Source organism: Paenibacillus sp. NFR01 (assembly GCF_900111565.1).
Lineage (GTDB): Bacteria > Bacillota > Bacilli > Paenibacillales > Paenibacillaceae > Paenibacillus_AQ.
On the sequence record NZ_FOIK01000001.1, the window covers coordinates 2,218,273 to 2,239,004 of the forward strand.

The following is a 20,732-nucleotide window of genomic DNA, read 5'->3' on the forward strand; positions in this document are numbered from 1 at the left end:
TTTCGGATATCAAACCGCTCCATATACCTCATTATTCACCCGTCGATCCCATATAAATCCGTATGGTCGAACCTTGTTCCACCCGCGCGCCGGCCTTCGGCGCCTGGTTAATGACCGTATTGCCGGTTCCCGAACGGGCCAGGTTAAAGTTCATGTTCAGATCCTCATAAATGTCCTGCACGGTGGCGCCAATCAGATTCGGAACGGTAACAATCGGCGTTTCGCCGTATTTGTAGGTCTTTGGAAGCTGATCTTTCCGCTCCGGCACCTTCATGTAATGCAGAGAATCCTCCAGTATATTTTGCACAATCGGCGCGGCGACCACGCCCCCGAACTGGGTGCCGCTCGGATTGTCCACCGCCGTATATACGACGATCTGCGGATCGTCGGCGGGCGCAAAGCCGATAAACGAAACGATATGCTCCGTCGTTGAATAACGGCCATTCACCACTTTTTGTGCCGTCCCCGTCTTACCCCCGACGCGGTACCCGTCGATAAACGCCGGGCGGCCCGTGCCTTTGGCAACTACGCTCTCAAGGGCGGCCCGCACTTCCTTGGAGGTCTCCTCGGAGATCACCCGGCGCACCAGCTCCGGCTGCACCTCGGAGACGACTTCCTTGGTATCCGGATTGATCCACGCTTTGGCGACATGGGGCTTATATAAATATCCTCCGTTTATCGCAGCGGACACCGCGGTGATCTGCTGGATCGGCGTCACAGACACGCCCTGCCCGAAAGCTGTGGTCGCCAGCTCCACCGGTCCAACCTGCGAAAGCTTGAACAGAATCCCGCTGGATTCTCCGTTGAGGTCGATGCCGGTTTTGGTGCCGAAGCCGAAATCGCGGATATACTTGAAGAGCGTTTCTTTGCCGAGCCGCTGTCCCAGGACGACAAATCCCGGGTTACAGGAATTTTCGACCACTTCCAGGAACGTTTCGCTGCCATGCCCGCCTTTTTTCCAGCAGCGCAGCTTGGCCCCGCCGACCTCGATATAACCGGGATCGTAGAAACGTTCGTTCTGCAAGTTGACCTTGTTCTCTTCCAGCGCCGCCGCCAGCGTGATGATCTTAAAGGTTGAACCGGGCTCGTACGTCATCCAGATGGGCAGATTGCGGTTATACACATTCGGATCATATTCCTTGTAGGCCCCCGGCTCGTAGCCCGGACGGCTGGCCATAGCCAGGATTTCCCCGTTTTTCGGATTCATCGCAATCGCCCAGGCACCGTCGGCCTGATATTTCACCATCGCCTGATCCAGCTCGCGTTCCATGATGGATTGGATCTGCTTGTCGATGGTCAGCTCCAGGCTCATCCCGTCCTGGGAGGGGCTGTACTTCTCCGAGGAGCCCGGCATCAGCCGTCCGCCCGCATCGGAGAGATAGGAGGTATTGCCGTTGATGCCCAGCAGCAACTTATCGTAAATGCTCTCGACTCCGGTGATGCCCTGGTTATCGATCCCGGTGAAGCCCAGAATATGGGCCGCCAGGTCGCCATAGGGATAGAACCGTTTATTGTCCTCTGCCACAACGATGCCCGGAAGCTGCAAATCACGGATGCTCGCGGCAAGCTCCATCGTAATTTTGCGGCCGCCGGGCTGTAGCTTCACCGAGGACTCTCTTTTGGACAGTAAAGCCGACAGCTTTACCTCGCTCATCCCGAGGAGCGGAGCCAGCGTCTGCGCCGTCTTCATCTTATCCTTCACCTGTACCGGAACGGCATAGATGGTAGGAGAGCTGATGTTGTAGGCGAGCGGCACTCCTTCTCGGTCCAGTATTTCTCCGCGTTTGGCGGTTATCGGTATATTGCGGCGCCAGGAGTTTTCTGCTTTGGCGCTGAGCTTTTCACCCTGAGACAGCTGCACATAGGCAAGACGCACGGCCAGCGAGCCGAACAATACGGCTAGTCCGACCAGCGTCCACAGCATTCTGCGCCGGGTGGCAACCTTCGAAACCTTCATTTTCCGTCTCCCCGCTTTCCCTGTATAGGCATGATCTCTTATCTTCATGACTATTCGGGACAAACAGGGCTTAGAACAAGCCTCTGACCCGGAGCGCTATGGAGCAGCGTCCTCCGCTTCCTCATCCGGCGGCGGAACCGGTATGTCCTCGCCGTACGGATTAAGCGGGCTGAGCTGCAGGGTGACCAGCGGCTTGCCGTTTTTGGTTCCTTCCGATTGCCCGGTTACGTACCCTTCGCCTTCCACGGTTACGTTCACCTTGAGCAGGCTGAGCATCTCCAGCGCATCGCGCAGCGATTGGCCGCGCAGATCCGGAATCGCCGGATTGTTGCTTTCCTCGCTGATGACATAGATGCGTTGTCCCGAAGCCAGCGATGTATTTTTCTCCGGATACTGCCGGACGACGTTCGCTCCCTGCCCGACCACTTCAAAATCAAAGCCTTGGTCAAGCAACAGTTTCCGCGCTTCCTGCACGGTTTTGCCGGTCAAATCCGGCGCTTTGCGCAGCGCAGCCGCCGTTGATGTTTGCTTGGCTTTGCTGCCGGCGGTTTTCGGATCGTCCGTCACCTTTGGCACTCCCATATATTGCAGCGCCTGGGACGCGATCTCCTTGAAGATCGGCGCCGCCACCGCGCCGCCGCCTTCCCCGCCCTGCGGTTCGTCCACGATAACGATCATCGCGATCTTCGGATCGTTCACCGGCGCATAGCCGATAAACGAAGACAACACGATATCCCGGTCATAGCCTTTACCGACAACCTTGATGGCCGTGCCGGTTTTGCCCGCGACCCGGTACCCTTCGATGTACGCATGCCGTCCGGTACCGATGACCTGGTCAGAGACGACCTGTTCGAGATAGCTGCCGGTTTCCTTGGCACTCGCTTCCGAAATCACCTGACGAACCACCTCGGGCTTCGTGACGGTCGTCTTTCCGGTATTCGGATCGGTGATCTCCTTGACCACATGGGGAACCATCAGCTTGCCGCCGTTGGCGATTGCCGCTACCGCCGTAAGCTGCTGGATCGGTGTTACGAGCACCTTGCCGTGACCATAGGCCAGTGTAGCGTTCTCGGCCGCGATGCTCGGGTTCGGGTTAACGATCCCGCTCGTCTCGCCGGGCAGATCAATGCCGGTTTTGCCGTTGAACCCGAAATCGTTGATGTACTGAAGCAGCCGGTCCTGGCCGAGCATCTCGTAGCCCAGTTTTACGAAAGCTACGTTACTCGAGCGCTTGACGCCGTCCAGGAAGGAAATCTGCCCCCAGCCGACCGTGTTGATGTCATGCAGCGGCCTGCTGTATCCTTTAATCCGGATCTGGCCCGACTGGAATTTGTCCTCCGGTTTGAATAGCTTCTCTTCCACCGCGCCGGCCAGTGTGACGATTTTGAATGTCGAGCCCGGCTCGTATCTGGACTTGATCGCATGATTATAGAAGTTGGCCTGATCCGTATTCCAGTATTCGTTCGGGTTAAACGTCGGCATGTTGGCCATGCCCAGAATCTCCATCGTCTTCGGGTCTGCGGCAATGACGCTGATCGATTTCGGTTTATATTCCGCATAGGCCTTGGCAATGGCATCTTCAATATAATATTGAATGGTGCTGTCGATGGTCAGCTTGATGTCGCTGCCGTTCACGGCGGGCTGGTAAATATCCTGCGAATCGGGCAGCTTGACGCCCTTGCCGTCGCTCTGGTAGTAGAGTTTGCCGTTCGTGCCCTTCAAGACCTTGTCGAAATATTGTTCCAGCCCCATGACGGCATTACCGTCGCGGTCGGTATACCCGAGAATATGCGCCGCCAGCGTTTCTTTCGGATAATAACGTTTCTGTTCCCGCACAAGTCCAACGCCGGTTTCCAGAATGTCATGCTCCTTGCGGAGCTTCTGGATAAACTGGTCGACCTTGTTTTTCAGTTCTTCGTCGATCTTCCAGCCTTCGTTGCGGATTTCGCGGTTTTTGAGGTATTCGCCGTTCTCGTCTTTGGCTTCCACCAGCTTGCGGAGCTCGTCCTCCGGCTTGCCCAGCAGCTCATGCAATCCGGCAATCACCTCGTCGCCGATCTTCTGCTTGGCGATGACTTCAGGATCGACTACGACGGTGTAAGCCGGAACATCGCTGGCCAGCACATTGCCGTTTCGGTCCTCAATCGTGCCCCTGACCGCTTTGATTTCCGAGGAATGCGCCCACTGAGCTACCGCCTTCCCGTGCCAGAAGTCGTTTTGAAGCACCTGGATCCAGAACACCCTTCCGACTAAAACAAGAAAAAAGAGGGTAATACACCCTCCTATAAACAGCGTGCGAAGTTTTATTCTCTTCACCATAAGCAAACCCCACAAACGTATATATTGCGGTTTCCCGAAAACCGCCCGTTAATTGTCTCCATCGGAGGACTGTCCGCTGATATGAATGGTATCGTCGGCATTCGCCTCCTGATAGCCCATTTCCTTGGCGCGCTGAACAACTGTCTGCTCCAGGACCTGCTTTTTCATTTCAAATGTGGCAATCTGCTTCTTCGTTTCGGCAATGTTCTGGTCGATCGATTGGGCCTTCATATTCAGATCGTAGATATGGACGTAACGCCAGACCAGCAGGGCAGCCATGAGAGCAAAAACGGCCACCGTCAGCATATATAGCAATTTCTCCTGAACCGGAAGCACCTTCCGCCGGGTAACGACCTTGGTCTTCTCACGGTATAGCGGTGCCGCTTCCTGTTTTCTTCTGGGTTGTGTAGCTAGGTTGCCGCGGGTATAGGCCATCTTTGACTCTCCTTTGTCATCATTTTTACAATTTCTCGGCGACGCGCAGCTTCGCGGAGCGAGCGCGCGGATTCAGCGCCAGTTCTTCTTCTGATGCCACGATGGGTTTACGGTTCACCAGCTTGAGCGTGCCCTCGGCGCCGCAGACGCAGAACGGCAGATCCGGCGGACAGGTACACCGGCTGAGATAACCGCTGAAAATTTGTTTGCAAATCCTGTCCTCCAGCGAATGGAACGTAATGACCGAAGCCCTTCCTCCAGGTGCCAGGCAGCGCACCGCGCTGTGCAGGCCTTCCTCGAACGCGCCCAGCTCATCGTTGACGGCAATCCGCAGCGCCTGAAAGCTGCGCTTGGCGGGATGTCCCCCCGTGCGCCGCGCCGCCGCTGGTATGCCTTCCTTGATCAGCTCGGCCAGCTCGCCGGTTGTCTCCACCTTGCGTTCCTGCCGGGCTTCGACGATACGCCGCGCAATGCGCCGCGAGAACTTTTCCTCTCCATACTGGAAAAGAATCCGGGCAATCTCCTGCTCCGGCCAAGTATTGATGATTTCGGACGCCGTCAGCTCCGCCGACTGATCCATCCGCATGTCGAGCGGCGCATCGTGGTTGTAGCTGAACCCCCGCTCGCCTTCGTCAAATTGGGGCGAAGATACGCCGAGATCGAACAGAATGCCGTCAACTTGAGGGATCCCGTCCTTCTTAGGCACAAACGGAAGATCCGTCAGCACCTGCTGAAGATCGCGGAAATTGGTCTTTACGAGCACGACGCGCTCTCCGTACTCCGCCAGTTTCGCTTTCGCATTGTCCAGCGCCCAGTCATCCTGGTCGAGACAGATCAGCCGGCCTTGCTCGCCCAGCTTGGAAGCAATAAGCGAGCTGTGCCCGGCTCCGCCAAGCGTACAGTCGACGTAAATCCCGTCTTTCCGGACATGCAGCCCTTCTGTCGCTTCTTCCTTAAGCACCGTGATGTGATGAAACAAAGCTGCATCCCTCCAGGGCAGTAATCGAATGAATGTGAGTGTAGTGTATGTGTTGTGTTATAGATCGAAGTTAAAATCAACCAGTTTTTCGGCAATCTCGTTAAACGATTCCTCCGACTGTGCGAAGTACTGCTCCCAAAGCTCTTTGTTCCAGATCTCCACCCGGTTCGAAACGCCCAGAATGATACAGTCCTTGTCCAGCTTGGCATATTGCCGCAAATTCGCCGGCAGATTGACTCTGCCCTGCTTGTCCCAGACGCACTCCGTCGCTCCCGAGAAAAAGAATCGGCTGAAGGCGCGGGCGTCGGATTTCATGAGTGAAAGACTCTTGAGCTTTTGCTCCATGATTCCCCATTCTTCCATGGGATAAACAAAGAGGCAGGAGTCCAGGCCGCGGGTCGCAACAAACGAGGCGCCGAGCAATTCGCGAAACTTGGCCGGAATAATGATGCGGCCTTTGTCGTCGATACTATGCTGGAATTCGCCCATAAACATCTGCTGCCCCACTCCTTGCTACCGATTCCCCACTTTACCCCACTTTACACCACTTAAGCATAATAGATTCGCCATTAAAAATCAAAAACCTTTTTCTCTCCTCAGGTAATTTTTTCATGGCCCGGAAAAAGAAAAAGCCCGGCCATCTGCATGGCAACGGGCATATATGGGATATGGATCAACCCTACCGCTTAATCGTTCAAATTCCAGCTGTCCTGATACTGAACCTGTTCCGGTGTCAGACGGTCAATGGCGATGCCGAGGCTTTCCAGCTTATAGCGTGCAACCTGCTCATCCAGCTCGTACGGCACGTTCTCCACTTTAACGCCGATGGTTTTGTAATTGTCATTCACGTATTTAAGCGACAGCGCCTGCAGGGCGAACGTCGTATCCATAATTTCCGCGGGATGTCCGTCCGCCGCGCCCAGGTTGACCAAGCGGCCTTCGGCGAGCAAATACAGCTTGCGTCCATCCTTCAGCAAATACTCCTCGATGTTCTTGCGGACCGTGCGTTTGGAGACCGAACGCTCCGCCAGCTCCGGTTTGTTGACTTCCACGTCGAAATGTCCGGCGTTGCAGAGAATAGCGCCGTCTTTCATCACATCGTAGTGCTCGCCGCGGATGACATAACGGTTGCCGGTTACGGTCACGAAGAAATCGCCGCGCTTCGCAGCTTCGAGCATCGGCATGACATGGAACCCGTCCATATGCGCTTCGACCGCTTTGATTGCATCCACTTCGGTCACGATGACATTCGCGCCCAGGCCCTTGGCCCGCATGGCGACACCTTTGCCGCACCAGCCGTAACCCACGACTACGACGGTTTTACCGGCAACAATCAGGTTCGTGGTGCGGACGATACCGTCCCAAGCCGATTGCCCTGTGCCGTAACGGTTATCGAACAGATATTTGCAGTAGGCGTCATTGACGGCGACCATCGGGAACTTGAGGATGCCCTGCTTCTGCAGCGCCTTCAGTCGGATAATCCCCGTCGTCGTTTCTTCTGCACCGCCGCGGATATTCTCCATCAGGTCGGGCCGCTCGGAATGCAGCAAGGTGGCAAAATCTCCGCCGTCGTCGATAATCAGATCCGGCTTGCTCTCCAGCGCCTTGATATTCAGCGCTTTGAACTCTTCCGGCGAAGGATTGTATTTGGCGAAAACAGTAATGCCGTCTTCGACAAGCGCCGCGCACACATCGTCTTGCGTCGACAGCGGATTGGAGCCGGTAATGGTCACTTCTGCCCCGCCGGCCTGAACCACTTTGGCGAGATAAGCCGTTTTCGCCTCCAGATGCAGCGTGATCGATACTTTCAGTCCTTTGAACGGCTGTTCGGCTTCAAAATGCTCGCGGATCCGGCTCAGCACCGGCATATGCTGGCGCACCCAGTCGATTTTCAGATGCCCTTCGGGCGCCAGCCCCGGATCGGCGATAATGCTGCTTTGCTTCGCAGATGAACTCATAACATACCTCCTGAAGTTGAAATCTTACATATATAGCAGACGATGTTGTCCGCTGAAATTGGGCTCTAGCGCCATACACTCGTCGATCCAGCCCAGCCCGTAGCGGTTCAGATAGTTCATTACGTTATAGTGGCGCTCCTGTAAACGGCCATGCGGCATGATCGACTGCTCGATCCGTTCCCACTGCCGGAGTCCGGCTTCGTTCTGCTTCGCCAGGGCATCTTCGGCTTTTCCCTGCAGGAAAGCGATCTGGTCGAGAATCTTCTCTTTGTTGCTGCCGCCCAGCTTGAGCAGTCCCGCCTGGATGTTGCCAAGCTGTTCGATCAGCGGCTCGTACATCGCGGTAAATGCCTGTTTGATTTCGGCGAACCGGCTTTCAAGTCCCAGCGCATCCTGCGCGGCCAGCCATTCCTTGCGTTTGCCTTCCAGCCCCTTGACGACATCCTGGAAGGTCAGCATGTATTTCTCCATATGTTTTTGCGTGGTGCCTTCAATGACCGTAAACGACATCCGCGGCAGCAGCAGCGGCATTTGCCCGCCTGCGGCAGCAAACGCCCGGTTCGGAATCGCCCAATAGGCAATTTCCCCTTGGCCCAATACGGTCGCCAGCACCGGCAGCACATAATCCTGCATCAGCGGCCGCGTCAGCACATTGTTGCTGAACCGTTCCGGATGCGCTTCAAGCTGTCCGAGCAGTTCTTCCCGGGAAAAAGATATGTTGCCCTTGCGGTCCGTAAACCGCCCTGCTTCCTTATGCAGCAGCAGCCGCATCCCTTCGTGAATGTAAAAGAGATTGGCGGCGTCTTTCGTCACCTCGGCCTGCAGCTCATAGCCGCCTGCCTTAATCTCTTCGGCGGAAGCAAGATAAGCCGCTTCCAGCTCGTCGTTCTCCTGAATCAGCCTGGCGAAAAATGGCGCCTCCAGCTTACGGAGCTGCGGGTCTGCCGAATCCAGCAGAATCAAGCCGTATTGGCCAAACAAATGACCCATCAGCTTGGCAAAAGCGTCCGTCAGGCTGCCGCCTTCCTGTGCGGACTCGCGGAGCAGTTCCATGATTTGCGGTTTGAATTCGCTATCCTGCAGCAGGCTGTCCACCTGCCCGAAGGCCGTTTCCCAGCTCTCCAGCGCGAGCCCGATGCCGCTGACCGAATTCCGCGGCCCTTCGGGCTTATCCAGCTTGATCCGGGCAATCTCACCGGATCGGCCCAAAACGAAGGTATGGTTTACTTCGTCCCAATCGTGGTCTTCTCCGGCGATCCAGAAGACCGGGACAACCGGGCGGCCAAGCTGCTCCGATGCCGTCCGGGCGGCCTGGATCACCGTAATCGCCTTGTAGATGACAAAGAGCGGGCCTGTGAACAGACCGCTCTGCTGACCGCCCGTCACGGCGAGTGTTCCCGGCTGCTCCAGCCGTTCAAGCATCTCCATCACCTTCGGATGAGGGTTATGCTGTAAATTATATGCCCGCAGCACCGAGACGACCCCGGCGCGGGCCGCGCGCTTGGTCTCGTTATCATCCAGCCAGGCGGCCCGGCGTACCCGGCTCTCCGGCAGGCGGAAATCGCCGCCGTACAAATGGGCTACTTTCTCAAAATGTTCTATATAATCGCGTGCGAGCGCGGAACCGCCCAATAGCGGTTCGCTGACGGTATTCATCGATGATATGCCTCCTGTCTGAATATGCCTTGCTTTATGTAAACACGGGATGATTGCCATTAACCCCTATTGATTGTATCCAAAGTCGCGGATTACGTCAAAGCTTGCCGCTTCTTCAAGAAGCGGCACATCGTTACGGGCGAAGCAAAAAGCGGGAGCTTGTACGCCCCCGCTTCGACTATGCATGTATTACGCGTATTGTTTGGCCACGAAATGCCCTTTGGACACTTCTACCAATTCAAAGTCGCTGTCATTTGATTTCTCGCCGGCCGCATAAATCGGGCTGCCCAGCTCATCATGCAGATGAATGCGCTTCTTGTTCGCTTCCACTTCAGGGTCCGGAACCGGAATTGCGGACAGCAGCGATTTGGTGTACGGATGGATCGGATTAGCGTACAGCTCTTCGCTCTCCGCCAACTCGACCATACGGCCCAAATACATTACGGCAACGCGATCACTGATGTGCTTAACCATGGACAAGTCATGCGCGATAAACAGATAAGTCAGTCCCAGACGGTCTTGCAGTTCCTTCAGCAGGTTGACGACCTGTGCCTGAATGGATACGTCGAGCGCAGAGATCGGTTCGTCGCAGACGATGAACTTCGGATTCACCGCAAGCGCGCGGGCAATCCCGATCCGTTGGCGCTGACCGCCGGAGAATTCATGCGGGTAACGCGTTGCGTGGTCATGGTTGAGACCAACCATATCCAACAGCTCTTCGATCCGTTTTTTCCGCTCAGCACGGCTGCCGGCCATCCCGTGAATATCCAGCGCTTCGCCGATAATATCGGATACGGTAAAACGCGGATTCAGCGATGCGTACGGATCTTGGAAAATCATTTGCATGTCGCGGCGCATAGCTTTCATTTTGCCAGCGGACAATTTGTAAATATCGGTACCGTTATACTTTACGCTTCCCGCAGTCGGTTCATACAAGCGCAAAACCGTACGGCCCGCAGTCGTTTTGCCGCAACCGGATTCCCCTACCATACCGAGGGTTTCGCCTTCACGGATCGAGAAATTAATATTGTCAACCGCCTTAAGAATTTTTCCTTTGCCTACATTGAAATATTTCTTAAGACCTTCAACTTCGATCAGGTTCTTACTCAAACGTACTGCACCTCCTTGGCCATCGAATGCAGATTCCAGCAACGTGCTATATGCGTTTCGCTGAATTCTGTGGCGCCAGGATCGATTTGTCCGCAGACATGCATCGCTTCGCTGCAGCGAGCGGCAAACGGACAGCCGATTGGCGGTTTAATAAGGTCCGGGGGAGTCCCGATAATCGGAATCAGCGGCTCACCCTTCTTTTGATCCAGACGCGGCATCGAACGCAGCAGTCCTTTGGTGTAAGGATGCTGCGGATTCTTGAAAATCTCCCAGCGGGTGCCCGTCTCGACCACTTCGCCGGCATACATGACAATCACCCGATCGCACATCCCGGCAACGACGCCGAGATCATGGGTAATCAGAATGATCGAGGTGCCGAGCTTGTCCTGCATCTCTTTCATAACTTCCATGATTTGCGCCTGAATCGTCACATCGAGCGCAGTGGTTGGCTCATCGGCAATGAGCAGGGACGGGCGGCACGCCAGTGCAATGGCGATCATTACGCGCTGACGCATACCACCGGAAAATTCGTGGGGATATTGGTTAAAGCGAGCCTCCGCATTTTTGATGCCCACCAGCTTCAGCATCTCGACACCTTGTTTTTTCGCTTCGGCCGCTGACATTTTCTGATGTTTGATCAAAACTTCGGTGATCTGTTTTCCTACTTTAATCGTTGGGTTCAACGAAGTCATCGGGTCTTGAAATATCATGCCAATATCTTTGCCGCGAATACTTTCCATCTCTTTATTGCTCTTTTTCAGCAAGTCTTGCCCCTGAAACAATATCTCGCCTTGCTTCACCTTGGAAGGCGGTGACGGGATCAGCCGCATGATCGATTGGGCCGTGACGCTTTTTCCGCTGCCGGATTCACCGACAATAGCTACGGTTTCGCCTCTGCCTACTTCAAAATTCATTCCGCGGACAGCTTGAACCTCTCCACCCTTTACAAAAAAGGAGACGTGCAAATCTTTGATTTGCAGAATCGGTTCCATCCACATTCACCGCCTATTTCTTCAATTTAGGATCCAGCGCGTCGCGAAGGCCGTCACCAAAAATATTAAAGGAAAGCATCGTTAAGCTGATCAGAATAGCCGGGAACAGGAAACGCCAAGGATAATAAAGCCATCCGGTAAGGGAGTCATTGATCATCGAACCCAGGGATGCGATCGGCGCTTGTACGCCAAGACCGAGGAAGCTCAGGAACGCTTCGGCAAAAATCGCATTCGGAACCGACAATGTAATGGTAACGATAATAGGTCCAACGGCGTTCGGCAGCAAGTGGCGGAACAACAGCCGTTTGGAGCCGGCACCCATGGAACGGGAAGCAAGCACGAATTCGCGGTTCTTCAGCTGCATAATTTCGCCGCGCACGATCCAGGACATGTTAATCCAGCCGGTAATCGTCAGTGCGAGAATGATGGTGCCAAGGCTTGGCTCCATAACTACCAACAGCAAAATAACGACGAGCAGGTAAGGAATGGCGTAAAGTACTTCGGAAAATTTATTCATGATGTTGTCGACGCGACCGCCGAAGTAACCCATGATCCCGCCATAAATAACGCCGATAAACAAGTCAATTGCCGCTGCGCACAAGCCGACAAGCAGCGAGATCCGCGCTCCGTACCAGGTACGCACGAAAATATCGCGGCCCAAGTCGTCAGTGCCGAACAAGTGCTTGAGTGAAGGAGGCTTGTTGGTGCTGAGCAAATCATTGGAATAATAATTATATTTCGAGAACAACGGACCAATAAGCGAAGCAAGGACGATTACCCCAAGCACGATAAGCGCGGTCATTGCCATTTTGTTTTGGCGCAGACGCTGCCAGGAATCCCTCCAGGCGGAAAGACTTTCACGCTGAATAACTTCGGCTTCTTTTTCGTCAATGCCGATCTTGCGGAAATCCTCCGCGGTCAGGTTCGCATCCAGCGAAACCAGATTTTTGTCAGATGCCAATCTTTAGCCCTCCTTTCCTCCAGTAAGTTTAATGCGCGGATCTACAAAGACGTAGGCAATATCCGTAATGAAACGGGCAAGCATAAGCAGAACGCCGTAGAAAATCGTAATCCCCATAATGACCGTATAGTCGCGGACACCGATCGCTTCTACGAACTGTTTGCCGATCCCGCCGACGCCGAAGATTTGTTCGATAACGACGGAACCTGTAACAACGTTGGCTGTCATGGGTCCGATATACGTAACGACCGGCAGAATGCCGTTGCGCAGCACGTGGCGGCTCAAAATGGCAAACCAGCTGAGGCCCTTGGCTTTAGCCGTCTTGATGTAGTCCGAATGCAGCACTTCAAGCATGCTTGACCGTGTCAGACGGGCGATAAACGCAATTGGCTGGGCAGATAGCGCCGCAACCGGCAGGAAATAGTACATAGGCCCTTTAAAGCCCGATACCGGGAACATATGCCATTTGTACGCAAAAAGATACTGCAATACGGAAGCGACGACAAAGCTCGGCACCGCAATCCCCAGGACCGCCACTACCATCGCTGCGCTGTCGATAAATTTCCGGTGATAAAGTGCGGCAAGCATCCCGAGCAGAACCCCGACGATAACCGACACGATAATAGCCACTACCCCGAGTCGCAGGGAAGCGGAGAACGTTTGTCCGATCAGATGCGTTACATCCTGGTTCAGACGTTTCATGGATACTCCCAGGTCTCCTTGCGCAATATCACCCAAATACTTGAAATACTGATGATAGAGCGGCTTGTCCAGTCCATATTGCTCGTATAAACGCGCTTTAATTTCCGGCGGGACTTTTTTCTCAGAAGTAAACGGGTCCCCCGGAATAGCTTTCATCAGAAAAAAAGTCGCTGAAATAAGCACAAACAGCGATACGATCATATAAAACAGTTTGTTGGCAACATAACGAACCATCCCCATCAACACCTCCTTCTTCTATTTTTTAGACACCTATTCAATTTTATGAAATCTGACGGAATTTGTCTAATGCCTTAATTTGTAATCCTTCATAAAGTCTGACAAATCGCCGGAAATGCAAAAAAAAGGGATATATATGGAACTCCACATATATATCCCGAAGTATATTGCTAACTTCAGACCACGCATATTCAGTTCGGTACGACTGAAGTCAGTAGGCTAATCTTAGTGCTCCAGCAGGTATCCGCGAGTCAGGTCGATCGCGCCGCTGAAGTCGAGCGTTACGCCCTTCAGGTATGGCTTAGTCAAGGAGTTGTTAGTGTAGTAGTAGATTGGAATCAATACTTGATCGTCTTGGATCAGCATTTTTTCCGCTGCTGCAAAGTCTTCTTGACGTTTAGCTGGATCAGAGTTTGTTTTAGCGTCGTTGATCAGCTTGTCATACTCAGGGTTAGCGTAGCCGGTATCGTTGTTACCGCCGCCAGTTACCCACATGTCGAGGAAGGTCATTGGATCGTTGTAGTCCGCAGTCCAACCGGCACGCGCTACTTGGTAGTTCAGGTTTTGACGGTTTTCGATGAATACAGCCCATTCTTGGTTCACAGTGTTAACAGTGATACCCAGAGCTTGTTTCCACATATCGGCAATCGCCAGAGCGATTTTCTTGTGGCCTTCACTTGTGTTGTAAGTCAGTTCAACCGGTGGCAGTGCAGTCAGGCCTTCTTCTGCCAGACCTTCAGCCAGCAATTTCTTAGCTGCTTCTGTGTCTTCAGTGAAGTAGCTGTCTTTAACTGCGTTGCGGTATTCGCCGTCAGCGCCGGCGATGCCTGGAGGCACGAAACCGAATGCCGGCAATTGGCCGCCCAGTGTTACGTTGTCGATCAGAGCTTGACGGTTGATCGTCATTGCCAGAGCTTTACGGATTTTAGCATTGTCAAACGGTTTTTCGGTGATGTTGAACTCGTAGTAGTAAACACTTGCAATACCTTTACGAGCGAATTCGTTAGGCAGTTCTTTGGAGATGATAGGCAGCTGCTCGGTAGGAATTTCGCCAGTAGGAGCGCCAGCGCGATCCAGCTCGCCGTTTTTGTAGCTCAGCAATTCGGTTGCACCGCTGTTAACCAGGGAGAAGTCGATTTTGCTCAGTTTGATGTTAGCTGCATCCCAGTACTTGTCGTTCTTTGTTACTTGCAGAGCTTGGCCGGTAGTCCATTCAGTCAGGGTGAACGGTCCGTCGGTAATCATTGTGTCTTTGCTTGTAGCCCATTTTGCATTACCCTCTACGGATTTGTGCACAGGGTAATAAGTATAGAAGGAAAGCAATCCCAAGAAGTAAGGAGTTGGAGCTTTCAGCGTAACTTCAAGAGTTTTCGCATCAACGGCTTTTACGCCAACTTCGTTGAAATCGGTAATTTTCTTAGTATAATATTCTTCACCATTTTTCAGGTAGTACAATTGGTAAGCGTAAGGTGCTGTTGGATCTGTGTTTGGATCGAGCACGCGTTTCCAAGCGCGAACGAAGTCAGCAGCTTCTACAGGATCTCCGTTGCTCCATTGCGCATCGCGCAGGTGGAAGGTATATACCAGACCGTCAGCGGAAACGTCCCAGGACTCAGCGATACCCGGTTCAGCTTGACCGGATTCATCATTCATGCGGGTAAGACCTTCATACATTGTTTTCAAAACAGTGTTTGCTTGGCTGTCTTGAGCAAGAGCAGGGTCAAATGTAGGCGGTTCTGCACTCAGGTTGATTCTAAGTGTTTGGTCAGCGGCCAATTTTTCTTCGGTAGAAGCATTACCGCTGTTGGTAGCATTGCCAGTGTTGCCGGTGTTACCAGTGTTGCCGCTGTTTGCATTGTTGTTATTGCCGCAGGCTGCGAGCACTGTGCTGATAACAAGAACCAATGCAATCATGAGCAAAAGACTTTTACTCTTCTTCATCTAGCAGTTCCCCCTAAATAGAATGTGGTATATGGTTTATGATTATACAACCAGTGGTCAAAAAAATCTAGAGCAATATTTTCTGAAAACGGATTTTTTTTAAAACTTAAAAATTTTGTGACATTGACGCTTTAACGAAGCAATGGAATGTTACATCGCTTGTGATATGTACTGTATGAGGCCGACAACCATAAATAATACGTAACCGAAACTCATCAGAAAAAATGAAAGCCGCCAAACCGCCCGAAATAATCGTTTGCCGTCCACTTTTCCCTTGAGCCGATTTTGCGCCCCGCCAATCAGTCCAGCGGATATTAATACAAAAAGTAGTATAAGAAAAAATCCGAAGCGCGAATGAAACTGGTTGTTGAACAGCGCCGAAACACACAGCAGCAAAAACAATGTCGTGACATCCATCGCGAGAAAAAACGTCTTGCGTTTATCAGACTTCATCAGCAGGCCGCCGATATAAATCAGCACAAACGGAACAAACGGAATTACGCTTAACGCGACGAACGAATCCTTCAGCCACCCCATGCCGCTTCACCTCTCCTTCACAGTCATGCCATCCATGACTTGGCAGATCCAGCGGTGCAGCGGGGCTTTCAGTCCCCGCTTCTCCGCCATCGCTGCAATGCTGCCGTTGATCCACTGCACCTCGGTCGGTCTGAAGGCAAGCACATCGGCCAGCATGGAAGACACATTGTCCGCGGTCGCCTTGCACACCTGCAGAATGTCGTCCCATGTATGCGCCCCGTACGAAATGCCGCAGGCATCGAAGATCGATGACGCTTCCTCGTACAGTTCCTTCATTAGTTGCAAGCGGTATCCGGGCATCGGAAGTTCGCCGTTTGGCACGCGCCAAATGGCCGTAAGCGGATTGATTACCGCATTGATCAGAAGCTTCCGGAAAATCATGGTATCCACTTCATTCGACAGAAATGCGGAAAATCCTGCCTTATTCAGCGCTTCGACCAAACTATTTGCGGTAATAGAAACTTGTCCGGCTCCATGATTGCCATTCAAGCTCTTCCCGATATATACTTCCCCTTTTCCGGCATGAATAACCTCGGTGAATGATTTCCTTTTGGCAGCTTCTGTGGTGACCGCCGCCCATATCGCCGCCTCCGGCAGCAGACTTTGGAGTGTCTCCAAATGGCCGTACCCGTTCTGAAAACAAACGATCTCCGGCTTGCTTCCTTTAAGCGGAGCGAGCAGCTGCGGCAGCGACCGGTGAAAATCATGCTGCTTGAGCGTAATCAGCAGGCAATCGGCGGGCTCGGCTAGCCAGCGATCGGCGAAGCATGCTGCGGGCGCAGCACGAAACTGTTCCCCGGTGAGCCGCCGCGCCGCGCCGCCGTCCCCGTCATATACGGTCAGCCCTTGCTCCGCAAGCTGCTGCGCCTGTGCCTCGCTGCGGCACCAGATTCTGACTTCATCACCGGCAGCTGCCAGTTTCCCCGCCAGCAGCAGCCCCATCGCGCCAGCGCCGATCAAATCAATTTTCATAGAAATCTCCTTTGGTAATAATTATGCTGCGATTTGAATCCATTATAGCGGCAGCCCCGGTTCAATTGAAAGTAAATCGGACCGGATGTCCATATAAGCCGTGAAAATAAAAAAAGAACGCAGTGCCATTACGGCACTGCGCCTCTATGCGTCCTATAAAAATCTGTTACTCCAGCCGCTCCAAATTTCCGTTGGCATCCATTTTGAAGCGGGTCTTCAGTTCATCCTCTTCCTCGTTCAAAAAGGCAAGCCTGCGGGCACGGTCCATGATTTGAATCAGAGCCTTGTAATCGTCATTGACGACCCGGTAATCGCTTTGCGCCAAATTCACTTCTTTGGACAAGCGCTCATTTTCCGCCCGGAGTTCGGTGAGTTCGCTTTCTTTCTCCCGTAAATCCCGTTCCAGCATCTTGAGCTGGCGGCCTGCTTCCTGGAAGCTGCCCTTCCATTGCCGGAGAAAACGAATAACCGCATCAATGGATAAAGAATTTTCATTCAAACCGTCGGTCCGCACATATTCTTCTTCGAGCTCTCCAAGCATAAGTCCGGCCACTTGAGCTCCCCTGGTCACCGGCTGCTTTTTCAGATAACTGCGTTTCTGGCGCTGCCCTTTGGCAATGCTGATCGCGTCCTCATAGCTTTTGCGCACGCAACTGTTCCAGCGGAATCCGCAGGCGGCAGAGGTTCTGCCGATTTTTTCGCCCACTTCCTCAAACGCGGCAAGCTGCGTGCTGCCCTCCCGGATGTGCCGAAGCGTGATTTCCGCGAGTATCAGATCATCTTCCGCACTCCAAGCATCCTGTCTAACGGCTGTCATAAAGCCTAACCCTCCTAACAACGTCTTGAAATCATCATCTTCTCTAAACGGCGATTCACCGGGTAGCGAATAGGATAAAAGCTGCTTACTCCATTCCTATGCCTCTGATAGAGTTCATAGAATCTATTTGATACTAAAATGTATTTCCAATTTAACCGGACATCATACTTCCGTTGCTATTTTTTCTAGCTAAATGAGATAGTGGGCATGTCAATGCTAAAAATCATAATTTTGCGGATATTTCGTTAAATTTTGGGATGAATTCGTTTACAGCCGTTGTGGCGGCAATGTATAATGAAGCGAAGGAAAAATATACGGGAATATACAGGAAGGGGGATTTTCTCTTGGACCGCATGTTTCGCGTACTCGGATTTTTCACGCTGGCGATCGGGCTGATGGCCTTTGCCGGGGATATGATCGAAATGGCGCTGCTGTTCTTTTTACAGACCGCTTTTTTCGTGGTGCTTGGATTTATGAAGTTTACGGAAAAAACCTACATTCTGTTATTCTGGGGGTATATGATCGTTACGTTTACCGGATTCAGCTATTGGACGGTATTCAAAATGGGCCTGCCCCTGTAATCCGCGATATTTTGCGCCTAAACGGAAGAGAGTTCTTTGGACAAAGAACGCTTCCGTTTTTTTGTTGTATCCTATTTCGGCAGGACATATCATAAGATGAGTACATAACGCCAAGAGGAGGAAAGCGCCTGTGCCGACTTGCCGCCCTATCAACCGCCTTTATGCCGCTGCGCTCATCGTCCTGTGCATCCTGCTGCTTCCAATTTGGCCGGTCTACGGTTTAAACGCCGATCCCTCCCCTTCCGCAAGTCCGCCCCCACCCGTCATTCCGGATAGTTCGTCCGCCCGAAAGCTGCTGGAGCAGTCCTTGTCTTCCGCAGAGATCGAGCAAGAAATCGAACGAATTTCCGCCGAACAGCTTGTGTTGGAGAAAAAGGTTCCTGTACTTGAAGCGCAAGCCAAAGCCAAAGAGGCGGCGATTGCGGATAAAAAGACCCATGCCGCGGCGATCCTTCGCGCTTACTACATGGGGGAACGCGAAGGTCTGCTGGCCTCGCTGCTGAACGCGGGCAGCTTCAGCCAGATGCTGGCGCTGCTGGACTATTACGATATTGTAATGGGCGCCGACCGGGACATTCTGGGACAATACGAGAAGGAGTACAAAAGTTTGCGAAAAGCCACGGATGCGGCTAAACGCAGCGCGGAAGAGCTGGCTTCCGTCCGGGCTGCGCTCGAGGAGCAAAAGCAACGCGTCGCGGCCTTAAATGAGGAGATTGAGAAGGGCATTACATCCAGCAGCGATCCCGCTGGCATGAGCGCTTTACTCGAGGAGTTTTCGCAGTATTGGGAGAATATCGGCATTTATGAAGTCCGCAAATATTTCAAAGCTTTGTCTTCCGCAATGAACCGGCTGCCCAACTACGTACAAAATGAAAAAGGCGTTCTCAGCCGCAAAGGCATGACTTATACGATTGCCCTAAAAGACGAGCAGCTCAATGCCTTCCTTGCCTCGCAAAACGAGCTGCTGAAAAACTTCTCTTTCCGGTTCTATCCGGACAAGGTTACGGCATCGGGGACGAGCGGCAATCTATCGTTAACGGTGACCGGCCACTACAGCATCCAGGAAGAACCGGAAAACGCGCTGATGTTCCATATCGACCAGGTCGTCTTTAACGGCCTGCAGCTTCCGGAAGCCACCTGCAAAAAACTGGAGAAGGAATTCGATCTCGGGTTCTATCCGCAGGAAGTCGTTTCCTTCCTTCGCGCATCTGACGTCAGCAGCGAAAACGGCGTGCTGTATGTGAAATTGTCTCTCTCATTCTAATGCACCGCCGGTTTGTCCGGTAAATTCTTCCGCGCTGATTTTGCCGCTCAGGAACAGCGCCGCCGCCTCGGTATACTCGCCCCATGTACCGGCCTGCTGCTTGGCATTCTCCTCCGGCTCCGCAAGCAGCAGACCGGCGGCAAACGGAAGTTTGACCGCAGCCGGCAAGGTCTTGCGGTATAACTCATCCAAAGCGGGCAGCCGCCCCGTATTCTCCATCCATTCCAGCTGTGCGTTGCTTGAAGTGATATAGGACAGCCAGCTTACGGCTTCCTCCGGGCTGGCCGATTTTGCAGGAAGAGCAAAAAAACGGCTATACATTGCCTGGTAGCCATTAAAAGCAACGGCAGCCGGCGCTTCGGCGGCAAGCGTCCCGTTTCCCCGCATTTGCCACTCCGATAACGGCAGCAAAGCCACCGCCAATTTTCCGTCCTGCAGCATATCCCAGATGTCCGGATTATAGCGGCTGGTCAAATAATAATAGCTCCGAGCTTCCTGCATCCAAGCCAGCACCTGTGTGCTTTCCGCTTCCGGAATATTCCCCATGCTCTCCCATAGCGCGATATAGCCGTAGGGATTGCGGGTATCGGCGGCTAGCAAATAATGCTCCCGGCCTTGCTCCGCGCGCAGATGCTCCAGCAGAAGCCCCCATTGCTCCATGCTCTTTGGTGCGCCTGTAAGTCCAAGTTCCGTCAGCCGCTTGGGCGAATAGACCAGCACATAGGGGTCAATGTCCAGCGGAATTCCCCAGTTATATCCGTTCCACTGCATCCGGGGAATCAGGGCACTCAGCGGTGAGCTTCCAGGGATGCTCTGGTAGACGTCTACCGGCAGCAAATAGCCCCTGGAAGCGAGATCGGCAATGTTGCGCCCGTCGGTCATAATGATGTCCGGGCTGTCGCCGATGGTCAAATCCTCCTTAAGCGCATCTGCGCCCTCTTCAGGCTCCGCATTGGTGAACGCCACTTCGATCCCGGTGGACAGTGTAAAATTCCCGCTCATTTTCTTCAGTTCGCTCAACTCTGCCTGGGATAAAGATACACGGATCCGCAGGACCGGAAGGTTGCCTTCAGTACCGCCGTCAGGGCGGACAAGGGGATTAAGCGGCTGCGGATTCGGCTTGCTGCCCTCCCGCGAAATCAGGCTCATGCTGGGCGGCATGCTTGTCAGCGACAGCAGCAATACCGCAAGCAAAAGCCAATAATATCTGCGCTTCATCTTATTCCCCCTTCCTGCCGGCATTCATATCCACTATTTTACCAGAAGCCGCCTGCGCTTGTCTGCGCCAGTTTTGAAAACGTTCTCTTCTATTAT

Annotated in this window: 18 protein-coding genes; 2 read left to right on the forward strand and 16 right to left on the reverse strand. The window is 53.1% G+C overall.

All coding sequences use genetic code 11. The features are described from left to right. Nucleotides 1-31: 31 nt before the first annotated feature. The 15 genes from BMW84_RS10275 to BMW84_RS10345 form a co-directional block, all read right to left on the reverse strand. Entirely contained in the window at nucleotides 32-1,957 is a 1,926-nt protein-coding gene (locus tag BMW84_RS10275) for a stage V sporulation protein D (RefSeq protein ID WP_091067383.1), read from the reverse strand. A gap of 96 nt (nucleotides 1,958-2,053) precedes the next feature. Further along, nucleotides 2,054-4,183, reverse strand: a complete 2,130-nt coding sequence (locus BMW84_RS10280; protein ID WP_254772915.1) for a penicillin-binding transpeptidase domain-containing protein — start codon at nucleotides 4,181-4,183, stop codon at nucleotides 2,054-2,056. Nucleotides 4,184-4,324: 141 nt separating this feature from the next. Next, nucleotides 4,325-4,711, reverse strand: a complete 387-nt coding sequence (locus BMW84_RS10285; protein WP_091067388.1) for a hypothetical protein — start codon at nucleotides 4,709-4,711, stop codon at nucleotides 4,325-4,327. Between the two features lie 25 nt (nucleotides 4,712-4,736). Continuing rightward, the gene (gene rsmH, locus BMW84_RS10290) at nucleotides 4,737-5,690 is read right to left on the reverse strand and encodes a 16S rRNA (cytosine(1402)-N(4))-methyltransferase RsmH (RefSeq protein ID WP_091067390.1); all 954 of its coding nucleotides are present in this window, start codon (nucleotides 5,688-5,690) and stop codon (nucleotides 4,737-4,739) included. A 57-nt stretch (nucleotides 5,691-5,747) separates the two neighbouring features. Continuing rightward, entirely contained in the window at nucleotides 5,748-6,185 is a 438-nt protein-coding gene (gene mraZ / locus BMW84_RS10295) for a division/cell wall cluster transcriptional repressor MraZ (RefSeq protein WP_091067393.1), read from the reverse strand. A 191-nt stretch (nucleotides 6,186-6,376) separates the two neighbouring features. Then, entirely contained in the window at nucleotides 6,377-7,648 is a 1,272-nt protein-coding gene (locus BMW84_RS10300; protein WP_091067395.1) for an adenosylhomocysteinase, read from the reverse strand. Nucleotides 7,649-7,672: 24 nt separating this feature from the next. Continuing rightward, entirely contained in the window at nucleotides 7,673-9,304 is a 1,632-nt protein-coding gene (gene bshC / locus BMW84_RS10305) for a bacillithiol biosynthesis cysteine-adding enzyme BshC (protein WP_091067398.1), read from the reverse strand. 189 nt (nucleotides 9,305-9,493) lie between these two features. Continuing rightward, entirely contained in the window at nucleotides 9,494-10,414 is a 921-nt protein-coding gene (locus BMW84_RS10310) for an ABC transporter ATP-binding protein (protein WP_091067400.1), read from the reverse strand. Then, complete coding sequence (locus tag BMW84_RS10315; RefSeq protein WP_091067403.1) at nucleotides 10,411-11,406, reverse strand: ABC transporter ATP-binding protein; 996 nt, start codon at nucleotides 11,404-11,406, stop codon at nucleotides 10,411-10,413. Before BMW84_RS10315 ends, BMW84_RS10310 begins: the two co-directional genes overlap by 4 nt. A gap of 13 nt (nucleotides 11,407-11,419) precedes the next feature. Beyond that, nucleotides 11,420-12,367 carry an ABC transporter permease gene (locus BMW84_RS10320; protein ID WP_091067405.1) on the reverse strand — a complete coding sequence of 316 codons (948 nt, stop codon included), beginning with the start codon at nucleotides 12,365-12,367 and terminating at the stop codon, nucleotides 11,420-11,422. A 3-nt stretch (nucleotides 12,368-12,370) separates the two neighbouring features. After that, nucleotides 12,371-13,303, reverse strand: a complete 933-nt coding sequence (locus tag BMW84_RS10325; RefSeq protein WP_091067408.1) for an ABC transporter permease — start codon at nucleotides 13,301-13,303, stop codon at nucleotides 12,371-12,373. Nucleotides 13,304-13,531: 228 nt separating this feature from the next. Then, a complete protein-coding gene (locus tag BMW84_RS10330; RefSeq protein WP_091067411.1) occupies nucleotides 13,532-15,247 on the reverse strand; it encodes a peptide ABC transporter substrate-binding protein in 1,716 nt (571 codons plus the stop codon). Between the two features lie 150 nt (nucleotides 15,248-15,397). Next, entirely contained in the window at nucleotides 15,398-15,784 is a 387-nt protein-coding gene (locus tag BMW84_RS10335) for a DUF3397 domain-containing protein (RefSeq protein ID WP_091067413.1), read from the reverse strand. Nucleotides 15,785-15,790: 6 nt separating this feature from the next. Further along, a complete protein-coding gene (locus BMW84_RS10340; protein WP_091067416.1) occupies nucleotides 15,791-16,756 on the reverse strand; it encodes a ketopantoate reductase family protein in 966 nt (321 codons plus the stop codon). 166 nt (nucleotides 16,757-16,922) lie between these two features. Then, nucleotides 16,923-17,573 (reverse strand): RsfA family transcriptional regulator, encoded by a 651-nt coding sequence (locus BMW84_RS10345; RefSeq protein WP_091067418.1) that lies wholly within the window; start codon nucleotides 17,571-17,573, stop codon nucleotides 16,923-16,925. A 344-nt stretch (nucleotides 17,574-17,917) separates the two neighbouring features. Here BMW84_RS10345 and BMW84_RS10350 point away from each other — a divergent pair, with 344 nt between their 5' ends. Further along, nucleotides 17,918-18,154 carry a DUF2626 family protein gene (locus tag BMW84_RS10350; RefSeq protein ID WP_091068262.1) on the forward strand — a complete coding sequence of 79 codons (237 nt, stop codon included), beginning with the start codon at nucleotides 17,918-17,920 and terminating at the stop codon, nucleotides 18,152-18,154. A 130-nt stretch (nucleotides 18,155-18,284) separates the two neighbouring features. Next, nucleotides 18,285-19,418: a hypothetical protein gene (locus tag BMW84_RS10355; RefSeq protein WP_254772916.1), complete on the forward strand. Its 1,134-nt coding sequence runs from the start codon at nucleotides 18,285-18,287 to the stop codon at nucleotides 19,416-19,418. On the opposite strand, the gene BMW84_RS10360 is transcribed toward BMW84_RS10355, so the two are convergent. Then, nucleotides 19,410-20,636: an extracellular solute-binding protein gene (locus BMW84_RS10360; RefSeq protein WP_175498730.1), complete on the reverse strand. Its 1,227-nt coding sequence runs from the start codon at nucleotides 20,634-20,636 to the stop codon at nucleotides 19,410-19,412. The two genes, BMW84_RS10355 and BMW84_RS10360, sit on opposite strands and share 9 nt — an antisense overlap. Nucleotides 20,637-20,732: the final 96 nt, after the last annotated feature.